This is a genomic window from Azospirillum isscasi, from assembly GCF_030849505.1.
Classification (GTDB): Bacteria; Pseudomonadota; Alphaproteobacteria; order Azospirillales; family Azospirillaceae; genus Azospirillum; species Azospirillum isscasi.
This window is the reverse complement of the sequence record NZ_JAUJFI010000113.1, coordinates 1-19199: the sequence shown is the minus strand read 5'-3', so window position 1 is coordinate 19199 and position 19199 is coordinate 1. Positions and strand designations below refer to the sequence as shown.

General features: G+C 70.4%; 15 protein-coding genes and 1 pseudogene. 10 read left to right on the top strand and 6 right to left on the bottom strand.

Annotation, left to right across the window (positions count from 1 at the left end; translation table 11 throughout):
- A partial coding sequence (locus QSG27_RS19895; protein ID WP_306709181.1) for a sensor histidine kinase occupies positions 1-1043 on the top strand: 1043 nt, incomplete at its 5' end.
- Positions 1044-1127: 84 nt separating this feature from the next.
- Here the strand turns inward: QSG27_RS19895 and htpG are convergent.
- Positions 1128-3017 carry a molecular chaperone HtpG gene (gene htpG, locus QSG27_RS19890; RefSeq protein WP_306709179.1) on the bottom strand — a complete coding sequence of 630 codons (1890 nt, stop codon included), beginning with the start codon at positions 3015-3017 and terminating at the stop codon, positions 1128-1130.
- Between the two features lie 139 nt (positions 3018-3156).
- Entirely contained in the window at positions 3157-4788 is a 1632-nt protein-coding gene (locus QSG27_RS19885) for a hypothetical protein (RefSeq protein ID WP_306709177.1), read from the bottom strand.
- 150 nt (positions 4789-4938) lie between these two features.
- Between QSG27_RS19885 and QSG27_RS19880 the strand changes: the two genes are divergently transcribed.
- The 3 genes from QSG27_RS19880 to QSG27_RS19870 all read left to right on the top strand — a co-directional run bounded on the left by QSG27_RS19880 (position 4939) and on the right by QSG27_RS19870 (position 8872).
- Positions 4939-7449, top strand: a complete 2511-nt coding sequence (locus QSG27_RS19880) for a helicase-related protein (RefSeq protein WP_306709175.1) — start codon at positions 4939-4941, stop codon at positions 7447-7449.
- Positions 7450-7582: 133 nt separating this feature from the next.
- Positions 7583-8017, top strand: a complete 435-nt coding sequence (locus tag QSG27_RS19875; protein WP_306709174.1) for an RNA-binding S4 domain-containing protein — start codon at positions 7583-7585, stop codon at positions 8015-8017.
- 123 nt (positions 8018-8140) lie between these two features.
- Entirely contained in the window at positions 8141-8872 is a 732-nt protein-coding gene (locus QSG27_RS19870; RefSeq protein WP_306709172.1) for a TerC family protein, read from the top strand.
- A 71-nt stretch (positions 8873-8943) separates the two neighbouring features.
- On the opposite strand, the gene QSG27_RS19865 is transcribed toward QSG27_RS19870, so the two are convergent.
- Both QSG27_RS19865 and QSG27_RS19860 read right to left on the bottom strand, forming a co-directional pair.
- Positions 8944-9372: a CBS domain-containing protein gene (locus tag QSG27_RS19865; RefSeq protein ID WP_306709170.1), complete on the bottom strand. Its 429-nt coding sequence runs from the start codon at positions 9370-9372 to the stop codon at positions 8944-8946.
- 144 nt (positions 9373-9516) lie between these two features.
- On the bottom strand, positions 9517-10689 hold the full coding sequence (locus QSG27_RS19860) for a YbfB/YjiJ family MFS transporter (RefSeq protein WP_306709168.1): 1173 nt from the start codon (positions 10687-10689) through the stop codon (positions 9517-9519).
- A gap of 117 nt (positions 10690-10806) precedes the next feature.
- Here QSG27_RS19860 and QSG27_RS19855 point away from each other — a divergent pair, with 117 nt between their 5' ends.
- The 5 genes from QSG27_RS19855 (at position 10807) to QSG27_RS19835 (ending at position 15238) form a co-directional block, all read left to right on the top strand.
- On the top strand, positions 10807-11730 hold the full coding sequence (locus tag QSG27_RS19855) for a LysR family transcriptional regulator (RefSeq protein WP_306709166.1): 924 nt from the start codon (positions 10807-10809) through the stop codon (positions 11728-11730).
- A gap of 155 nt (positions 11731-11885) precedes the next feature.
- Positions 11886-12215 (top strand): ferredoxin FdxA, encoded by a 330-nt coding sequence (fdxA, locus tag QSG27_RS19850; protein WP_306709164.1) that lies wholly within the window; start codon positions 11886-11888, stop codon positions 12213-12215.
- A 335-nt stretch (positions 12216-12550) separates the two neighbouring features.
- Complete coding sequence (locus QSG27_RS19845; RefSeq protein WP_014238739.1) at positions 12551-13051, top strand: CarD family transcriptional regulator; 501 nt, start codon at positions 12551-12553, stop codon at positions 13049-13051.
- Between the two features lie 197 nt (positions 13052-13248).
- Positions 13249-14064, top strand: a complete 816-nt coding sequence (locus tag QSG27_RS19840; RefSeq protein WP_306709159.1) for a hypothetical protein — start codon at positions 13249-13251, stop codon at positions 14062-14064.
- Between the two features lie 271 nt (positions 14065-14335).
- Positions 14336-15238, top strand: coding sequence for an RNA polymerase factor sigma-32 (locus QSG27_RS19835; protein WP_306709157.1), 903 nt, complete (start codon positions 14336-14338; stop codon positions 15236-15238).
- Between the two features lie 119 nt (positions 15239-15357).
- Here the strand turns inward: QSG27_RS19835 and QSG27_RS19830 are convergent, their stop codons facing one another.
- Together QSG27_RS19830 and QSG27_RS19825 are read right to left on the bottom strand one after the other, a co-directional pair.
- Positions 15358-17292 carry an adenylate/guanylate cyclase domain-containing protein gene (locus QSG27_RS19830; RefSeq protein WP_306709156.1) on the bottom strand — a complete coding sequence of 645 codons (1935 nt, stop codon included), beginning with the start codon at positions 17290-17292 and terminating at the stop codon, positions 15358-15360.
- A 141-nt stretch (positions 17293-17433) separates the two neighbouring features.
- Complete coding sequence (locus QSG27_RS19825) at positions 17434-18912, bottom strand: M48 family metalloprotease (protein ID WP_306709155.1); 1479 nt, start codon at positions 18910-18912, stop codon at positions 17434-17436.
- Between the two features lie 83 nt (positions 18913-18995).
- Here QSG27_RS19825 and QSG27_RS19820 point away from each other — a divergent pair.
- Positions 18996-19199, top strand: a pseudogene (locus tag QSG27_RS19820) (thermonuclease family protein); the annotation flags it as partial.

The window sequence follows — 19199 nt, the reverse complement described above, 5'->3', positions numbered from 1 at the left end:
AGCCCGGCCTGCCGGCGCTGGCCGTGGCGGCGGTGGACGGGCGCGTTCTGGGGCTGGTGGACCGCGCCGCGCTCGACCGGCTCGCCGATCCGGAGGCCCCGGCGCGGGCGGTGATGGACCCCGCCCCCCTGCTGATCGACTCGAAGCTCCCGCTGGGCGAGGTCGGGCGGCGGATTCTGCGCGACAAGCCCGGCGCCCTGGCCTCCGGCTTCGTGGTGGTGGAGGGCGGGCGGTATCTCGGCGTCGGTTCGGGGCTGGACCTGCTGGCGCGGGCGGACGAGCAGGCCACGCTGCGGACCCGCCAGCTTGAGGAGGCGCGCTTGGCGGCGCAGCGCGCCGACCGGGCAAAGACCGCCTTCTTCGCCTGCATGAGCCACGAGATCCGCACGCCGCTGAACGCCATGATGGGCTTCGCGGAGCTGCTGGAGCAGGAGGTTCTGGGGCCGATCGCCAACCCGCTCTACCGCGACTACGCCCGCGACATCGCGGAAAGCGGGCGGTACCTGATGGACCTGATCAACGACCTGCTCGACCTGTCCAAGGCGGAGGCCGGGCGGCTGGAGCTGGCCGAATCCGCGGTGGACGTGCCGCGCGTCGCCGTGGGCAGCGTCCGCCTGATGTCCGACCGCGCCGGGCGGGCCGGGGTCGGCATCGAGACGGCCCTGCCGCCCGCCCTGCCGCCCCTGCGCGCCGACGAGCGCAAGCTGCGGCAGATGCTGCTGAACCTGCTGTCCAACGCGGTGAAGTTCACGCCGCCCGATGGGACGGTCACCCTGTCCGGCGGCGTGGTGGCGGACGGAACGCTGCGCCTGTCGGTGCGGGACACCGGCATCGGCATGACCGCCGACGAGCTGGAAAAGGCGCTGGAGCCCTGGGGCCAGATCGACAGCGCGCTGGGCCGCAACCACATCGGCACCGGCCTGGGCCTGCCCCTGACCAAACGGCTGGTGGAGCTGCACGGGGGCCGCCTGGACATCGACACGGCCCCCGACCGCGGCACCACCATGACGCTGGTCTTCCCGGCGGAGCGGGTGGGCGGCTAACCTTGCCCCCACCCTAACCCTCCCCTGTGTCAGCGGGGGAGGGCCGGGGTGGAGGCAGCGGTGGGGGGCAGCGCCGAGCGGCCTTTACGCCAGCCCCTTCTCCATCGCGCTCGCCAGACGGCGGGCGAAGGCGGCGGGGTCGGGGAGGGCCTCGCCTTCCACGATGCGCGCCTGGTCGAGCAGCAGCCACGCCGCGTCGTCCAGCGAGGTCGCGGCCCCGCTCGCCTTGGCGCGCTCGGCGAGGCGCTTGATCAGCGGGTGGGCCGGGTTGACCTCCAGGATGCGCCGGGCCGCCGGGGCGTCCATGCCGAGCTGCTTGTGCTGCTTCAGCAGGCGCTCCAGATGCATGTCCATGTCGTTCTCGTCGGCGACGAGGCAGACGGCGCTGTCGGTCAGGCGCTCCGACGCGCGGACGTCCTTCACCGCGTCCTGAAGCGTCAGCTTCAGAAGCGCCAGCAGGTCGGTCAGTTCGCCCTCGGACGCCTTCTCCTCGGCGGGCTTCTCCTCGCCGCCCTGGATCTTGCCGAGATCGGCGCCGCCGCGGGTCACCGACTTGAAGGGCTTGTCCTGGAAGCTGCCGACGGACGGCACCCAGAACTCGTCCACCGGGTCGGTCAGCAGAAGCACTTCGACGCCCTTGGCCTTGAAGCCTTCGAGCTGCGGGCTGCGCTTCAGCGTCTCGATGTCGTCGCCGCTGATCGTGAAGATGGCCTCCTGGCCCTCCTTCATGCGGCCCAGATACTCCTCCAGCGAGACCAGACCGTCACCGGCGGTGCTGCGGAAGCGCATCAGCTTCAGCAGATCGTCCCGGTGCTCGTAGTCGTCGTAGAGACCTTCCTTGAGGACGGCGCCGAAATTCTCCCAGAAGGTGGCGTATTCCTCCGCCTTCTCGGTGTCGCGGGCCTTCTTGCCCAGCTCCGACAGGACGCGGCGGGTCAGGCCGGCGCGGATCTTCGCCAGCATCGGGTTGTGCTGGAGCATCTCGCGGCTGATGTTCAGCGGCAGATCCTCGCTGTCCACCACGCCGCGCAGGAAGCGCAGGTAGGGCGGCAGCAGACCTTCCGCCGAATCGGTGATGAAGACGCGCTTGACGTACAGCTTCACCCGGTGGGCGCGCTTGGGGTCGAACAGGTCGAAGGGCTTGGAGGACGGCACGAACAGCAGGTTCGTGTATTCGATGGCGCCTTCCGCCCGCCAGTGCAGGGTCAGCCACGGATCGTCGAAGGCGTGCCCGACGTGGTGGTAGAATTCCTTGTACTGCTCCGCGGTGATCTCGTTCTTCGAGCGCATCCACAGGGCGGACGCGCTGTTCAGCGACTTGGCGTCCTCACCGTCGCCGAACAGGATCGGGATGGCGATATGGTCGGAGTATTTGCGGACGATGCCGGCGAGCCGGTGCTCCTCCAGATACTCGTCGTCGCCCTCGCGCAGGTGCAGCGTGATCTGCGTGCCGCGCGGCAGGTCCGCGGCGTCGGCGATGGTGAATTCGCCCTTGCCGTCCGACAGCCAGCGCCAGCCCTGGGTTTCCCCGGCCTTGCGGGTCAGAACCTCCACCCGGTCGGCGACCATGAAGGCGGAGTAGAAGCCGACGCCGAACTGGCCGATCAGGTTGACGTCCTTCTTGGCGTCACCGTCCTTCGCGCTTTCCTTCAGGCTGCGCATGAAGGCGGCGGTGCCGGACCGCGCGATGGTGCCCAGGTTCTCGACCAGATCCTCGCGGTTCATGCCGATGCCGTTGTCGGCCACGGTCAGGGTCCGCGCCTCCTTGTCCACGATCAGCCGGACCTTCAGGTTCGGGTCGTCGGCGGACAGTTCGGGCTGCGTCAGCGCGGCGTAGCGCAGCCGGTCGCAGGCGTCGGAGGCGTTGGAGACCAGCTCGCGCAGGAAGACTTCCTTCTCGCTGTAGAGCGAGTGCGCGACGATGTCGAGCAGGCGGCTGACCTCGGCCTGGAAGCTGAGCCGTTCCTCGGTCATGGTGTCATCCTTGATCGTTCTTGTTGATGGGTCGGAAGGACGGCGCAGATATGTGGGAGTGCGCCGCCCCATGCAAGAGCGATCCGCTGGCGTCGGGATGGCGTTTCGCAACCGGGGTGGGGGCAAAGCGGCAGGCTGTTTACCGCTTCTTCCCCTGGACCGGTTCCGGCGCCGGCTGCCCCATGTTCATCATCGCGCTCATGTCGGCGCCGTTCAGCAGAAGCTGGCCGGTCTCCGTCAGGTCGATCTTGTAGCTGCGGACGTCGTTCCCGGCGTCGTCCTTGGACGCCTGTCCGAAGGCCTGGAGCATGGCGATCACGCCCAGCGCGTTCTGGGTGCCCTCGTCGGCCTTCTTGCCGGGCTTGGGCTGCATGGCCTTGGCCGCGGCGTCCAGACCGCGCAGCAGCACGGTGGAGCTGCCAACCGAGCCGAAGGCGGAGTTGGCGGCCATGCGCAGGGCGCCCGTCACGGTGCCGGAGGCCGCCGGCGCGTTCACGGTGAAGCGGTCGATGCGCAGCTCCGTCCCGACCTCCGCCATGGCGCCCATCAGGCGGTTGCCGATGGCCGCCGCCGCCGCGTCGTCGGGCGCCGCGTCGCCGGACAGGGCGGCTTCCGCCTCGTCCTCCTCCTCGTCCCCTTCCTCCTCGTCCGCGGCGGCCTGCGCCTCGGCGAGCACGGCGAAATCGGCGATGGCCCGCCACAGCGAGGCGGTCGGCAGTTTCGCGGTGCTGATCTGGAGGTCCAGCTTGTCCGGCATGAAGGACTTCGGCGCCACCTCCGGTTCCAGCGACAGGCCGCTGGACTCGATCCCGAAGGTGGTGGAGGCCAGCGGCTTGTCCAGATCCTCCGTGCTGCCGCTCAGGACGAGCTGACCGAGGGCGAGGCGGGTGCCGTCCTCCGGGTTCAGGGCCGACAGGCCGGACAGGCGGAGACGCCCGCTGGCGCCGGCCATCATGCCCTGCATGAGGGGGATCAGCTCCGCCGCCGAAGGCTGGGTGCCGGCCTGGGCGTGGGTGTGGGTCAGCCGTCTCATGGCGTCGGCGCGGGCGAGGTCGATGCGGGTGTAGGTGCCTTCCACGGTGAGGCCGCCGAGGTTCAGCACCTCCTTCTTCGTCTCGTCGAGGAAGCGCAGGTTGCTGACCGACAGGGCGCCGGGGCCGCTCCACAGCGGGGTGCCGGCGGCGGCGGTGCCGTCCGGCTTCAGCTCCCCGGCGGCGGTGATGGCGCCGACGGTCAGGGCGCTTTCGTCCTTCTTGCCCTTCTTGCCCTTGCGGTCGCTGGTGATCGACAGGTCGCCAAGCTCCGCGTCCATGGACAGCGCCGTTTCATAGGCGCCGGACCACACGGCGCTGATGCGCTGGCGGCCCAGCCGGACGGTGGCGGCCGGCTTGCCGCCGTCCAGGATGGCCACATGGTCCGGCAGGGTGGCGGTGACGGCGTGGGTGTTGCCGTCCTGCGGCTTCACGGTCAGGCGGATGACGCCGATGGCGGCGGTGGTGCCGTCGTCCGACACCGCGGTCAGGGCGGGCAGGGCGACCTCGTAATGGTCACCGGCCGGGGTTGCCACCGGTTCGCCGGTCCAGCGCAACTCGGCCGCGTCGTCCTCGCCCTTGGCGAACCAGCGGGCCAGCCCGTCCTTCAGCGCGGCGGCGAGCGCCTTCGCGCCGTCCTCCGTCACCGGGGGCGCTTCCGCACGGGCGGCGGCGGGCGGCAGCGCCAGGGTTGCGAGCATCAGCGCGGCGGCGAGCGGTCGGGCGGGAAAACGGCGCATGGACAATCCCTTTGGGTGGAACGCGCAAAAGGTAGACGGGATAACCGGCGCCGGTCCACAGGCCCGTCGTCTTATGCCCGTTTCCCGAAGAGTGCGGCACGGCCGCCCTGACGCTTGCATTGCCGGTCCCCAGGCCCAAAACTTACGCTTATGACCTCTGTCCTTGCTTCGTCCGGGGGCGGTCTGGGTGCGGGTGGCCGGGTGGTCGCCGTGCTGGGGCCGACCAACACCGGGAAAACCCATCTCGCCATCGAGCGCATGCTCGGCCACCGGACGGGGATGATCGGCTTTCCGCTGCGCCTGCTGGCCCGCGAGAACTACGACCGCATCGTGTCCATCAAGGGCCGGAACGCCGTGGCGCTGGTGACGGGGGAGGAGAAGATCCTGCCGCCCAGCCCGTCCTATTGGGTGTGCACGGTGGAATCCATGCCGCTCGACCGGGCGGTGGACTTCCTGGCGGTGGACGAGGTCCAGCTCTGCGCCGATCCGGAGCGCGGGCACATCTTCACCGACCGGCTGCTGAACGCCCGCGGGCTGGTCGAGACGATGTTCCTCGGCTCCGACACCATCCAGCCGCTGATCCGCCGGCTGGTGCCGCGGGCCGAGTTCATCAGCCGCCCGCGCTTCTCGCAACTGACCTACGCCGGCTACCGCAAGCTGACGCGCCTGCCGCCGCGCTCCTGCGTCGTCGCCTTCTCGGCGACCGACGTCTACGCGCTGGCCGAGATGATCCGGCGCCAGCGCGGCGGCACGGCGGTGGTGCTGGGCGCGCTGTCCCCGCGCACCCGCAACGCGCAGGTCGGGCTCTATCAGGCGGGGGAGGTGGATTATCTGGTGGCGACCGACGCCATCGGCATGGGGCTGAACATGGACGTGGACCATGTGGCCTTCGCCCGCATCGTGAAGTTCGACGGCTTCGCCCCGCGCCGCCTGCGGGCGCCGGAGGTGGCGCAGATCGCCGGGCGGGCCGGGCGGCACATGCGCGACGGCACCTTCGGCACCACCGACGAGGTGGGGGAACTGGAGGCCGATGTCGTCAACCGCGTCGAGAACCACGAGTTCGAGACGATCAAGACGCTGATGTGGCGCAACAGCAAACTGCGTTTCGACACGCCGGGCTTCCTTTTGAAGTCGCTGGAGGAACGCCCGCCGATCCCGGAGCTGCTGCGCGCCCGCGACGCCGACGACCATCTGGCGCTCCAGGCGCTGGTCCGCGACCAGGAGGTGATGGACCTCGCCAAGGGCCGCGACAACGTGCGGCTGCTCTGGGAGGTCTGCCAGATCCCCGACTTCCGCAAGGTGCTGTCGGACGCCCACACGCGGCTGCTCGGGCAGATCTTCCGGCAATTGCGCACCGGCATCGGGCGGCTGGACGAGGACTGGGCGGCCAAGCAGATCGCCCGGCTCGACCGGACCGAGGGCGACATCGACGCGCTGGTCGCCCGCATCGCCCACATCCGCACCTGGACCTACATCTCCAACCGGCCGTCCTGGCTGACCGACCCCGTGCATTGGCAGGCCCGCACCCGCGCCATCGAGGACAAGCTGTCCGACGCCCTGCACGAGCGGCTGACCCAGCGCTTCATCGACCGCCGCTCGGCCACGCTGGCCCGCACGCTGAAGGACGGGCGGGAACTGATGGGCGGCGTGCGCGCCGATGGGGAGGTGGTGGTGGAAGGCCATCCGGTGGGCCGTCTGGAGGGCTTCCGCTTCGTCCCCGACGCGCCGGAGCGGTCGGAGGAGGCCAAGTCCCTGCTGACCGCCGCCCGCCGCGCGCTGCGCGAGGAGGTGGCGTCCCGCCTGCGCGCCTTCGAGCAGGAGCCGGACGACGTGTTCGCTCTCGGCCCGGACGGCGTGCTGACGGCGGACGGGCTGCCGGTGGCCCGGCTCGGCCCCGGCCCCTCCGTGCTGGCTCCGGCGGTCCTGCCCTTCGACGAGGGGCTGCTCGACCAGGGGCAGCTCGACCGCGTGCGCGCCCGGCTGGAGCGCTGGCTGAAGGACCGCGTCGCCGCCCGGCTGCGGCCCCTGCTGGCCTTGCGCGACGCCGCCGATCTGACGGGGGCGGCGCGGGGGCTGGCCTTCCAGCTTGTCGAGAACATGGGGGCGATGCCCCGCGCGCCGGTGGCGCCGCTGGTGGAGGGGCTGGAGAAGGCCGACCGCAAGGCGCTGTCCCGCCACGGGGTGCGGCTCGGCGTGTCGCACCTCTACCTGACGGCGCTCGCCAAGCCGGGGGCGGTGGAACTGCGCGGGCTGCTGTGGGCGGTGAAGCACCGGCTGCCGCTGCCCGTGCCGATCCCGCCGCCGGGCCGCGTCTCGGTGGAGGCCACGGGCGCGCCGCCGGCTTTCTGGGAGGCCATCGGCTATCCGGCGGCGGGGCCGCGGGCGCTGCGGGTGGACATGCTCGACCGGCTGGAGACCGAGCTGCTGACCGCCGCCAAGGAGGGCCGGGCGGTGGCCGAACCGGCGCTGGCCCAGATGATCGGCGCCAAACCGGACGAGCTGGGGGCCGTCATGAAGGGGCTTGGCTACACGCGCTCGGTGGCGGAGGATGGGGCGGTTTCCTGGCGGCGGCGGCGCAACCCGCGCCCCAGGCCCCGCCGCGAGGCCCCGGTCAACGCCGACCACCCCTTCGCCAAGCTGCGCCAGCTTTCGGGAACGTGATGAACGGATACGTGATTGCCCCCACCCTGACCCTCCCCCGCTGGACGGGGGAGGGGATTGAAGCTCCCTTCCCTGCGGAGCGGGGGAGGGAAGGGGCCCACGGCGTCAGCCGTGGAAAGGGTGGGGGCCCCGCATGACCGACCTCGACGACGACGACCTCCCCGATTCCGGCCCCGACGCCACCCCGGCGGGCCGCCTGCGCATCGACAAGTGGCTGTGGTTCGCGCGCTTCTTCAAGACGCGCAGCCTCGCGGCGAAGCTGTGCAACGGCGGCGGCTTGCGGGTGTCCGGCACGGTGGTGAGCAAGGCCCATTACGCGGTCAAGCCGGGCGACGTGCTGACCTTCGCGCAGGGACGGCACATCCGCGTGATCAAGGTGATCGCCCTGGGCAGCCGGCGCGGCCCGGCGCCGGAGGCCCAGGCCCTCTACGAGGACCTTGCCCCGCCGGTGCGGGAGGAGGCGATCCAGGATCCCTACCGCGCCCCGCCGGCCCCGCGGGAACCCGGCGCCGGACGCCCGACCAAGCGCGACCGCCGGGCGCTCGATCAGCTCCACGGGGAGGAGTAAGCCGGAACAGCCGGAAAAAGCGGTGGGGAAGCGCAGGCCGGGCCATTGCCAATCGCGGGCCGCAACCTCATCTGCGCGGAATAATCCCGCGATGGGCGAATTTTTCCGGAGCCAACCCTCTCGATGATCGAACTGTTCTCCGACCCACAGGTCTGGGCCAGCCTCCTGACGCTCACCGCGCTGGAGATCGTGCTCGGCATCGACAACATCATCTTCATTTCGATCATGGCGGCCAAGCTGCCGGTCCACCAGCAGCAGAAGGCCCGGCAGCTCGGCCTGGCGCTGGCGCTGATCATGCGGCTGCTGCTGCTCGCCTCCATCTCCTGGGTGGCGACCCTGACCGAGCCGCTGGTCAGCGTGTTCGGCATGGGCTTCTCGGGCCGCGACCTGATTCTGCTGGGCGGCGGCCTGTTCCTGCTGGCCAAGGGCACCATCGAGATCCACAACACCGTGGAAGGCCACGAGGAGAACAGCGCCGCGCCCAAGCTCGCCAGCTTCGGCGCGGTGGTCGGGCAGATCATCGTGCTGGACATCGTCTTCTCGCTGGACAGCGTGATCACCGCGGTCGGCATGTCCAACGATCTGCCGGTGATGGTCACCGCCGTCGTCATCGCCATGGCCGTGATGCTGTTCGCCGCCCGCCCGGTGGGCGATTTCGTGAACCGCCACCTCACCGTGAAGATGCTGGCCCTGGCCTTCCTGCTGCTGGTCGGCGTGGCGCTGATCGCCGACGGCTTCGGCTTCCACATCCCGAAGGGCTATCTGTACTTCGCCATCGCCTTCTCCACGCTGGTCGAGGCGCTGAACCTGATGGCCGCCGCCCGCCGCAAACGGAAGAAGGCCGAAGCGCACTGACGCTCCGGCCCTCTTGAAGGCCGATCGACGGGCCGCCCCTTCGCCGGGGGCGGCCCGTTCTTCGTTTGCGGTCAGGTCCGCATCAGATTGTCGCGGAACTCCACCTCCTCCACGAGATGCTCGTAGGCGAGCTTGAACAGGTCGCGGATGGAGACGATGCCGACCGCGCGCTTGCCCTGGGTGATCGGCAGGTGGCGGTAATGCTTCGACTGCATCAGGGTCAGCGCGTCGATGGCGTCCGCGTCCGGCGGCAGGGTGTCCGGGTTGCGGGTCATGATCGCCGACACCTCGGTCTCGAAGGCGTCGATCTGGGTGGAGAGCACCTTGTTGTTCAGGTCGCGCTCGGTGACGATGCCGACGAGGTCGCCGTGGTTCACCACCAGGACGGCGCCGATGTTCTTCTCCGCCATCAGCTTCGACACGGTCAGGACGGAGGTGTCCTCCGTCACCAGGATGAGTTCCTGCGACTTCACCACGTCCGGAACCAGCTTCCGCTTCATCATTTCCCCCAAATTGTAATTTGTTTACAAACTTAAGCGCTGCGGGGAAACAATAGCAAATCTCGCGGGTGCAAAACTGCGGCAGAACACCGCACCTCGAAAGTGGTGGTCCAAGATGGGGGAGCCGGCCCCCGCGCGCCGCCGTCAGGCGATCGCCCGGGCGGCGGAGCGCCCGGCCATCCAGGCCCCGGCGGCGAGAAGCAGCGCGCCGGCCAGCACCGCCGCGGCGGCGCCGATCAGGGCGGAGTCGAAGCTGCCGGTGCGCGCCACGGCCAGCCCCGCCGGCACCGGTCCGATGATCTGCCCCAGCCCGTAGACGGCGGTCAGCGCGCCGATGACCCGGGCCGACGCCCCGCCCGACAATTGCCGGCCCAGCGTGAAGGACAGGGTGACGATGCCGATGAAGGTCCCGCCGAACAGCGCCGCCGACACCACCGCGGCGGCGGGCGACCCGGTGATGGGCAGCAGGATGCCCACCGCCTGCACGGCATGGGCGAGGATCAGCGCCCGCCAGGGTCCGAGCCGCCGCCCCACCGCCGCCCAGATGATCCCGGACGGCATGGCCGCCAGCCCGGTGACCATCCAGGCCGCGGCACCGAGCTGCGCCGTCTCCGGCATGGTTTTCAGGATGGCGACCAGGAAGGTGCCGGTGACGATGTAGCCCCCGCCTTCCAGGAAATAGGCCAGCGTCAGCAGGACCAGCGGGGCTGAGGGCAGGGCGCGGCCCTGGCCCGCGCCTCCCGCGGCGCCGCCGGGGCGGGGCTCGCGCGGCGGGTCGGTCACCCACAGCCAGGACAGGGTGCCGAAGCCCAGGCAGGCCAGCCCCAGCCACAGCCAGTCGCCGCGCCAGCCCAGCCGCTCCCCCATCAGGGCGACGAACAGGCCGCTCGACGCGATGCCGATCCCGACGCCGGTGTAGAGCCAGCCGGTCCACGCCTCCCGCCCGCTGCGGGCCAGCGCGTCCAGCGTCATGGCGATGCCCAGGATGAACATGCCGGCGCTGGCCAGACCGGAGACGAAGCGCAGCACGGCCCAGGCCGCCATGTCGTCGGTGAAGCCCATGCCGGCGGTGGAGGTGACGCTGGCGATCAGCGCGGTGCGGAAGACCGCGGTGCGCACCGCGCCGTGCGGCACCAGCCCGGCCCCCAGCGCGCCCAGGAAATAGCCCAGGTAATTGAGCGAGGCGAGCAGCCCGGCGGCGTCGGTGCCCAGCCCGGTGGCCGCCTGCATCGCCGGCAGGATCGGCGTGAAGGCGAAGCGCCCCACCCCCATGGCGATGGCCAGCGCCAGCACGCCGCCGATCAGCACCCGGACCATCGTTTCCCCCGAACAGACTTGTGTTTTTGTGCGCGCTCATCCTCGCGCGGGCGAACCCTCATTTCCAATGAATTGTTTCGATGCTATGCTTCACTCGAAGTGATAGGAGGCGGTCTGATGGATCTCGCGGGCCTGCGGGTGGTGAAGGCGGTGGCGGACACCGGCAGCGTCAGCCGGGCGGCGGAGACGCTGAACTGCGTCCAGTCCAACGTGACGGCGCGGCTGAAGCGGCTGGAGGAGGATCTGGGCGTCGCCCTGTTCCTGCGGCTCAGCCGCGGCATGGCCCCGACGCCCGCCGGGCGGGTGCTGGCCGACTACGCCGACCGGGTGCTGCGCCTCGTCGCCCAGGCGCGCGACGCGGTGGCCGACGCGGCGGGGCGGGGCGGGCGGCTGGCCGTGGGCACCATGGAGACGACCGCCGCGGTCCGGCTGCCGCCGATCCTCGCCCGCTTCCACGCGGAGAATCCGGACGTGGAGCTGACCATCGTCCCCGGCCCGTCGGAAACCATGCTGGGGGAGGTGCTGGCCGGGCGCATCGACGGCGCCTTCGTCGCCGGGGCGGTGGAGCATCCCGAACTGGTCAGCCGGCCCGCCTTCGAGGAGGAGCTGGTGCTGGTCGAGCCCGCCGCCGGCATCACCAGCGAGACGGGGCGCAGCACCCTGCTGGCCTTCCGGCGCGGCTGCGCCTACCGCGCGCGCGCGGAGACGGCGATGCGCGACGCGGGGCGGCTTCCCTACCGCCTGATGGAATTCGGGTCGCTGGAGGCCATCCTGGGCTGCGTCGGCGCCGGCATGGGGGTCACCGTGCTGCCGCGCGCCGTGGTGGAGCGGGACCCCTGGCGCGGCCTGTTCACCGCCCGCCCGCTGCCGCCGGAACTGGCGCGCATGCCCACCCGTTTCGTCCGCAGGGCGGATTCGGTGGAGACCGAGGCGCTGCGGGCGTTCCTGGAGGCGGTCGCGGAAGGGAATCCGGGGGGCGGGGCTGCGTCGCATGCGCCCACACAACCGGCGGGGTTGATCCCATCTCGGGCGGCGTGCTAGGCAAGCGCCGCGATCAGGTTAAGGTCTATATCCAGGCCACGCGCAAGAACGTCAGTCGAAGCGACCATCGACGTCAGTCGAAGCGGCCATCGAAGCGACTCGAACCCCGGCGCGTGAACACCGCCGGAACTGGCGAGAACAGCGGAGAACGAATCATGCCCTACGTCGTGACGGAAGACTGCATCAAGTGCAAGTACACCGATTGCGTCGAGGTCTGCCCCGTGGACTGCTTCTACGAGGGCGAGAACATGCTGGTCATCCACCCGGATGAGTGCATCGACTGCGGCGTGTGCGAGCCGGAATGCCCGGCGGAGGCCATCGTGCCCGACACCGACGGCCGTGCGGAGAAGTGGATGGAGCTGAACCGCGAATACGCGGCGCAGTGGCCCAACCTGACCCGCAAGAAGGACGCGCTCCCCGACGCCGACTCCATGAAGGGCGTGGGCGGCAAGTACGACAAGTTCTTCTCCCCCAAGGCGGGCTGAAAAGCCGGGGTGTAAGCGGAGTCGGGGCGATTGCGCCGCATGGCGTGAGTTTGCCGCCATGCAAAATAGACAGGTCGGCTATCGGCGGGCAGCGAAAGAATCCGGACGGCTGCCCGCGCGTAGCCTTTGTAACCCGGCCGTAACATCGCTATAATACGCGCCCGGAGCCGGCCTCAGCGTCATTGCCGGTTTTCCCATCGACCTAAGGGCTCAGTGCAACAGTGCGCGGCGTGGAGGACCCCATCCCCACGGTGTGTCGTTGTCACCGGGCCTTTTTCGCCCCCTCCACCGGGGCGGCAAAATGGCGCGATCGCGAGAAGTGAGAGCCAACCCAAATGTCGAACAAGCTTGACTTCGAGGCCGGTGACTTCGTCGTCTACCCGGCTCATGGCGTCGGTCGGGTCGAGGGAATCGAGACCCACAGCATCGCTGGCATGGATGTTCAGCTCTACGCGATCACGTTCGAAAAAGAGCGCATGACGCTCAAGGTTCCGGTCGGCAAGGCCAAGGCCGCCGGCCTGCGCCGCCTCAGCACGAAGGACCGCATCAAGGTCGCCCTGGAGACGCTGCAGGGCCGGTCGCGCGTCCGCCGCACGATGTGGAGCCGCCGCGCCCAGGAGTACGAGGCCAAGATCAATTCGGGCGACCCGGTGGCCATTGCGGAGGTTGTGCGCGACCTGTACCGCGGCGCCGACCAGTCCGACCAGTCCTACAGCGAGCGCCAGATCTACCAGGCCGCTCTGGAGCGTCTGGCCCGCGAGCTGGCCGCCGTCGAGAAGATCGACGAGACCAAGGCCACGGAGCGCCTGGAGCTTGTTCTGAAGAAGGCCGCCTGAGCAAGGTTCGAATTCCTCTTCCGGAACGGGGGAGGGAACCGGTTTCAGGATGTGGTGTTGACGACGAAGGCGCGGCGCATTGGCCGCGCCTTTGTCTTAGTTTTCGTCTTTCACCGGACCTGCGCGGCGCCTACACTCCCGCCCCCGGCCTGTTCTGGGCCGGTCCGTGACCGCTGGATGGGGTGAGCGTCTCCGGCATGTCTGAACCGCAGAAATTCGTCGATCTCCGCAACCCGCGGCGCATTTGGGCCGTCGGCTCGATCCACGCGCAGACCGACCATCTCCACGCGGTCCACGAGGTGATCGCGGCGCGCTTCCTGCCCGGCGACCGGCTGGTCTATCTCGGCAACATGGTCGGCTGGGGCGAACGGGTGCTGGAGACGGTGGACGCTCTGCTGGCCTTCCGGACGTGGCTGCTGAGCTGGCGGGGCATGGAGGCCGGGGACATCGTCTATCTGCGCGGCGCGCAGGAGGAGATGTGGCACAAGCTGCTCCAGCTCCAGTTCGCGCCCGACCCGCAGCAGGTGCTTGACTGGATGACCCGGCACGGCGCCGGAACCACGCTGGCCGCCTATGGCGGCACGGTGGAGCAGGGCATGGCGGCGGCCCGCGGCGGCACCATGACGCTCGGCCGCTGGACGCAGGGGCTGCGTCAGGCAATGCACGCGCAGCCCGGTCACGAAAATGTGTTCAACACCCTGCGCCGCGCCGCCTACTGCACCGGCCCGGAGAGCGGGGAGGGGGGCGTCCTTCTGGTCAGCGCCGGTGTGGACATTCGCCGCCCACTGACTCACCAGGGCGACGCCTTCTGGTGGGGGGCGCCCGGTTTCGCCCAGATGTCAGAGCCTTACGGCGGATTTTCCCGCGTCGTGCGGGGCTATGACCCGGCCCGCAAGGGCGTCGCCGTGACGGAGCACGTCACGACGTTGGACGGCAATTGCGGGCGGGGTGGGCACCTCGTCTGCGGCTGCCTGTCGCCTTCGGGTGAGATCCTGGACCTGTTCCAGGTCTGACTTATCTCCCTTTTTCCTACCCGGCTTACCCATCCTTTCGGCATCCGCCTCCGATTCCCTTCCGGTTCGGATGATCCGAAGCGTCCTGTCATGCGTATGACGTGCAACAGGGCGAGGGGAACGGCTGTTGTCCCAACCGTCGGCGATCCGTGACGAACCGACGGACCAATGGACCTGAGGGGGGCTGTCCCTTCGGATTCCGCAGCACAGGGCACAGTGCAGCCTGGAAACGCGGCCGCCCAGACGGGCCCAGACGGGAAGGAAGGGACGTATGGCCTACATCGACGATCCCGAGACTCAGCGCGCGAATCTGAGTTTCATCAAGGCTTCCATGCGTGAGCCTCTGCTGACGCGCGACCACGAATTCGATCTGGCCCGGAAATGGCGCGAGGCCGGGGACGAGCGGGCCCTGCACGAGCTGGTCCGCGCCTACACCCGGCTGGTGGTGGCGACCGCGGCGCGCTTCCGCAACTACGGCCTGCCGATGGGCGATCTCGTCCAGGAGGGCAACGTCGGGCTGATGCAGGCGGCCAGCCGGTTCGAACCGGACCGCGAGGTGCGCTTCTCCACCTACGCGGCCTGGTGGATCCGCTCCGCCATGCAGGACTACATCCTGCGCAACTGGTCCATCGTCCGCACCGGCACCACCGCCGCGCAGAAATCGCTGTTCTTCAACCTGCGCCGTCTGCGCGCCCGCATCGAGAGCATCACCCAGGGCAACAGCGGCGGCGGCAACGGCCTGACCAAGGAAGGGCGGGAGTGGATCGCCGGCGAACTGCAGGTGGACGTGACGGAGGTGGAGGCGATGGAGATGCGCCTGTCCGCCTCCGACCAATCGCTGAACTCCCCGGTCGCCGACGGGTCGGACGAGGACTGGCAGGACTTCCTGGCCGACCAGCGCCCCTCGCCGGAGGAGGTGGTGATCGGCATGCGCGACAGCCGCACCCGCTCGCAATGGCTGGCGGAGGCGCTGGGCGAACTCAGCCCGCGCGAACGGACCATCATCCAGGAGCGCCGCCTGCGCGAGGAAGGCGCCACGCTGGAGCAGCTGGGCCGCGAGCTGGGAGTCAGCAAGGAGCGCGTGCGCCAGCTCGAACACCGCGCCCTGCTGAAGCTGCGCCAGTCGATGCTGAAGCGGGTGGAGGGGTTTGGGGATTTGCTGGCGGACGCATGAGGCTTTGCCCCCACCCCGGCCCTTCCCCTGCTGGGCGGGGGAGGAGGATTGTTGCAAAGCGGCGTCCGTCCCCTCCCCTGCGTTAGCGGGGGAGGGTCAGGGTGGGGGCAAAGCCTTCATTACGCCTTCTCCTCCTCCCGAACCGCGCCCGCACCGTCCCCATCCTCACCGCCATCGCCATCCAGCGACACCCGCCAGACCTCGGTGGTGCCCGTGCGGCCCCGCAGCGTCCGGTCGCCCACGCAATCCAGCGGGGCGGCCCCGTCGCCCTGGAAGGCGGTGGCGGCGCTGGACAGCACGATGACCTCCTCGTCCCCCTGAAGGGCGGACGCCAGCTCCTCGATGCGGGCGGCGACGTTCACGGTGTCGCCGACGATGGTGTAGTTGATCCGGCTTTCCGACCCGATGTTGCCGACCACCACCGGCCCGGAATGCAGGCCGATGCGGACGCGGATCGGCGGCAGCCCTTCCGCTCCGCGGCGGCGGTTGCCCTCGCGGACGGAACGGGTGATGGCGTGGGCGGCGCGCAACGCGCGGGCGGCGTGGTCCGGCTGCTCTTCCGGCGCGCCCCAGAAGGCCATGATGGCATCGCCGATGAACTTGTCCACCGTGCCGCCCTCCGCCTCGATGCAGTTGGCGAGCAGGGTGAAATGCTCGTTCAGCAGGGCGGCGGTGTCGGCGGCGCCCATATGCTCGGCCATGCGGGAGAAGCCGCGGATGTCGGTGAACATCACCGTCACCTCCCGCTCCTCCGACTGGAAACTGGTCAGGCCGCCGCGGCGGTGCATCAGCCGCAGCACCAGAGCCTTCGGCACGTAGGTCTCGAACCAGCGCAGCCCGGCGACCATGGCGTTGAAGGCGCTGTTGGCGCGGGCCAGCTCGCGCAGGCGCGAATCGGGCAGCTCGGCGATCTCGCGGAATTCAAAGGTCCGGACGCGGTCGGCGGCCTCGGCCAGACGGGCCACCTGGGCGCTGATGCGCCGCCCGACGATCAGCGCCACCGCCACCGAGATCAGCAGGATGCCCAGCCCGGCGAGGCCGGTGGTGTAGAGGCGGCGGACCTCCGCGCTGGCCTCGTTGGCGCGGAAACCAATGCCGATGATCCAGTCCTGCTGGCCGTAGCCGGCCATGCTGCGCATCAGGAACAGGTAGTCCTCGTCCAGCACGCTGACGGTCCGGCCCTCCACGCGCTTCTTCAGGGCCTGCACCGGCTGGCCGGTCTGCCACAGCGCGGCCAGCGCCGGATCGGCCACCTGATCGATGCGCGGCAGGGGCGGGCCGTCGGTCTTGGCGGAGAAGTCGAACTTCATGCCGGCCAGCGACGGGTGGGCCAGCACATGCTGCCGGTCGAACAGCACGAAGGCGTTCAGCCCCTGCTCCACATAGAGCGTGGACAGGAAGCGCGACAGGTCGCCCAGCGACACGCCCACCACCACCTGCCCCAGATAGACGCCGTTGCGCCGCACCGGCTGGAACAGGGTGACGAAGCTGGTTCCCGCCTCCTTCGACCACAGCGGGTCGGCCCAGACGGCGGTGGTGCGGTCGGCGCCGTTGCGCAGCTCCGGCCCCAGCTCCGGCTCGTGGCGCAGATCCTCCCGCCCGATGTGGAGCTGGTTGCCCAGCCGGTCGGCGCGCAGGCCGGTGCGGTCGGGGTGGAAGAAGGCGATGCCCGTCACGTCCGGCGCCCCGGCCAGCGCGCCGCGCAGCGTGTCCTGGAGCGAGCGGGAATCAGCGGGGTCCAGCTCCCCCCGCTCCATCAGTCCGGCCACGAAACGGGCCATGTCCCGCGCGGGGTTGAGCTGGTTGCGGATGCGCACCTCGACCCCCGATAAAGCAAGGTCGGCGCGGTCGTTCAGCAGCGTGAAGGTGTTCCGGCTGGCGCTGACGAGGCCGAGCACCAGGACGCTCGCCACCGCCAGCAGCATCAGCGAGCCGAAGCCCGCCACCAGCACCGCCGCGATGGGCAGGCGCAGGCGCGGGCGGCCCAGGGCGGGGGCGCGCGTCCTGCGGTGGCCGGCCTTCTTCGCCCGCGCGGCGTCCTTCGGCCCGGACATCCGCAAGCCGGTTCGGAAAAAGCGCCGTTTGGTGGGGTGGTCAGCCATGGCGGGGAGCCTACAGGACGCACGCGGCCAGGGGCAATCGGCCATCGCGCCGCGTCCCGCAACGGTCACCCCGCCACGGAACCGCAACGATGGTCAACCGGCGACGATCTTCACCCGGCGTCCCGGCTGGATCGGCGTGCCCGGCGGCAGGTCGTTGATGATGCGGAACAATTCCTCGGCGTAGGGTTCCTGCGGCATCTGGCGCACGAAGCCTTCCACGCTGTCGCCGGGGCGGGCGGTCAGCACGCGGATGCGCCGCGGCTGGAAGGACGCGGCCTCCTGCCGGGACAGGCGGCGGAAGCTGCCGGCGGTCTGGCGGAAGTCGGCGTCGAAGCGGGACAGCGCCCCGCCGGGCGCCAGGAAGGTGAAGCGGAAGAGGGTGCCGGAATCGGCGCGGATGGCGACCAGCCGCACATCCACCGCCCCGGCGTCGGTCTTCCCCTGGGTCAGCGCGGTGGCCGCCGGCATGCCGTTGACGGTGAAGGACTGAAGCCCCTGCAACGGGGCTCCCTGCGCCCAGGTGCCGGTCAGATAGGCGGCGGGATCGCGTGTCCCCGCAGCCTTGCCGCCGTCGAACACGATCGCTCCGCCGTTCGGCCCCTTGGCGATCACCTGCTCGGCCCCGTTCAGCAGGCTGAAGCCTTGCGGCACGTCGAAGGCGATGCCCAGTTGCGGGTGGGCGAAGGTCCGGCCGCGGACGAAGCCGTTCTCCGGGCTGTCGCCGTAGATCACCCCGTCCATCGCCGCCATGTAGGGATCGACGGGCCGCGCCCCGCCCGGCAACCCGCGGGCGATGGCCGCCGCCTCCTCGACGCGGGAGGCGGTCTGCGGGTGGGTGGCGAAGAAGTCGAAGCCGCCCTCCCCAGAGCCCTCCCCGGGGCCCTTGCCGGAGCGCAGGCCGGAATACTGGGTGTCGCGGCGCATGGTCTCCAGGAAGGTGGCCATGGCGAAGGGGTCGTAGCCGGCGCGGTGCAGATAGTCGATGCCCAGCCGGTCGGCCTCCGTCTCCTGGCCGCGGGAATAGCGGGCGAGCAGGGCGGTGCCGCCGATGTTGGCGATCTGCGCCAGCTCCGGGCTGCCCAGCACGAGGCCGATGCCGGCGGCCAGCAGGCCGGCGATGGTCTGGTTGGTCTGCCGCTCCCGGCCATGGTGGGCGATGACGTGGCCGATCTCGTGTCCCAGCACGCCCGCCACCTCCGCCTCGTCCTCGGCGAGCGCCAGCAGGCCGCGGGTGACGTAGACGTAGCCGCCGGGCAGGGCGAAGGCGTTCACCACGTCGCTGTCCAGGACGGTGAAGGTCCAGGGGCCGGACCGGCCGGTCTGGGCGGCCAGCCGGTTGCCGATTTCGGTGATGTAGGCTTGCAGCCGCGGGTCGGGGTAGGCGCCGCCGAACTGGGCGAGGATCTTGGGGTGCTCCTGCGCGCCGACGGCCTCCTCGCTGCCGCCGAGAAGCTGGGCGCTGGCCGGCGCGCAGGCCGAGGTGAGCAGCAGGGCGGCCAGCGCCGCGGCGGCGATCCGGCGCAGCGGGGACGGGGAAGACGGCTTGCGTTCGGGCGTCGGTTCGGGCGTCATGAGTCGTCATATCGGAAGGGGGCTCGCAGAGATCAAACTCCCCATCCGGTCCGACCGTTCCCCCGCTCGAATCCCCACAGGCCATGCCGCGCCGCGCTCTTCTTCTGCTGTCCGCCCTGCTGCTGATGGCGAACACCGCCGGGCCGCCGGAGCTGCGCGCCACGGCGGTGACCGATGGCGCCACGCTGCTGCTGGAAGACGGGCGCAGCCTGCGTCTGGCCGGGATCGAGCCCGCCGCACCGCCCATGGGCGCGGAGCCGGGCCAGGGCTGGCCGCTGGCCGAGGCG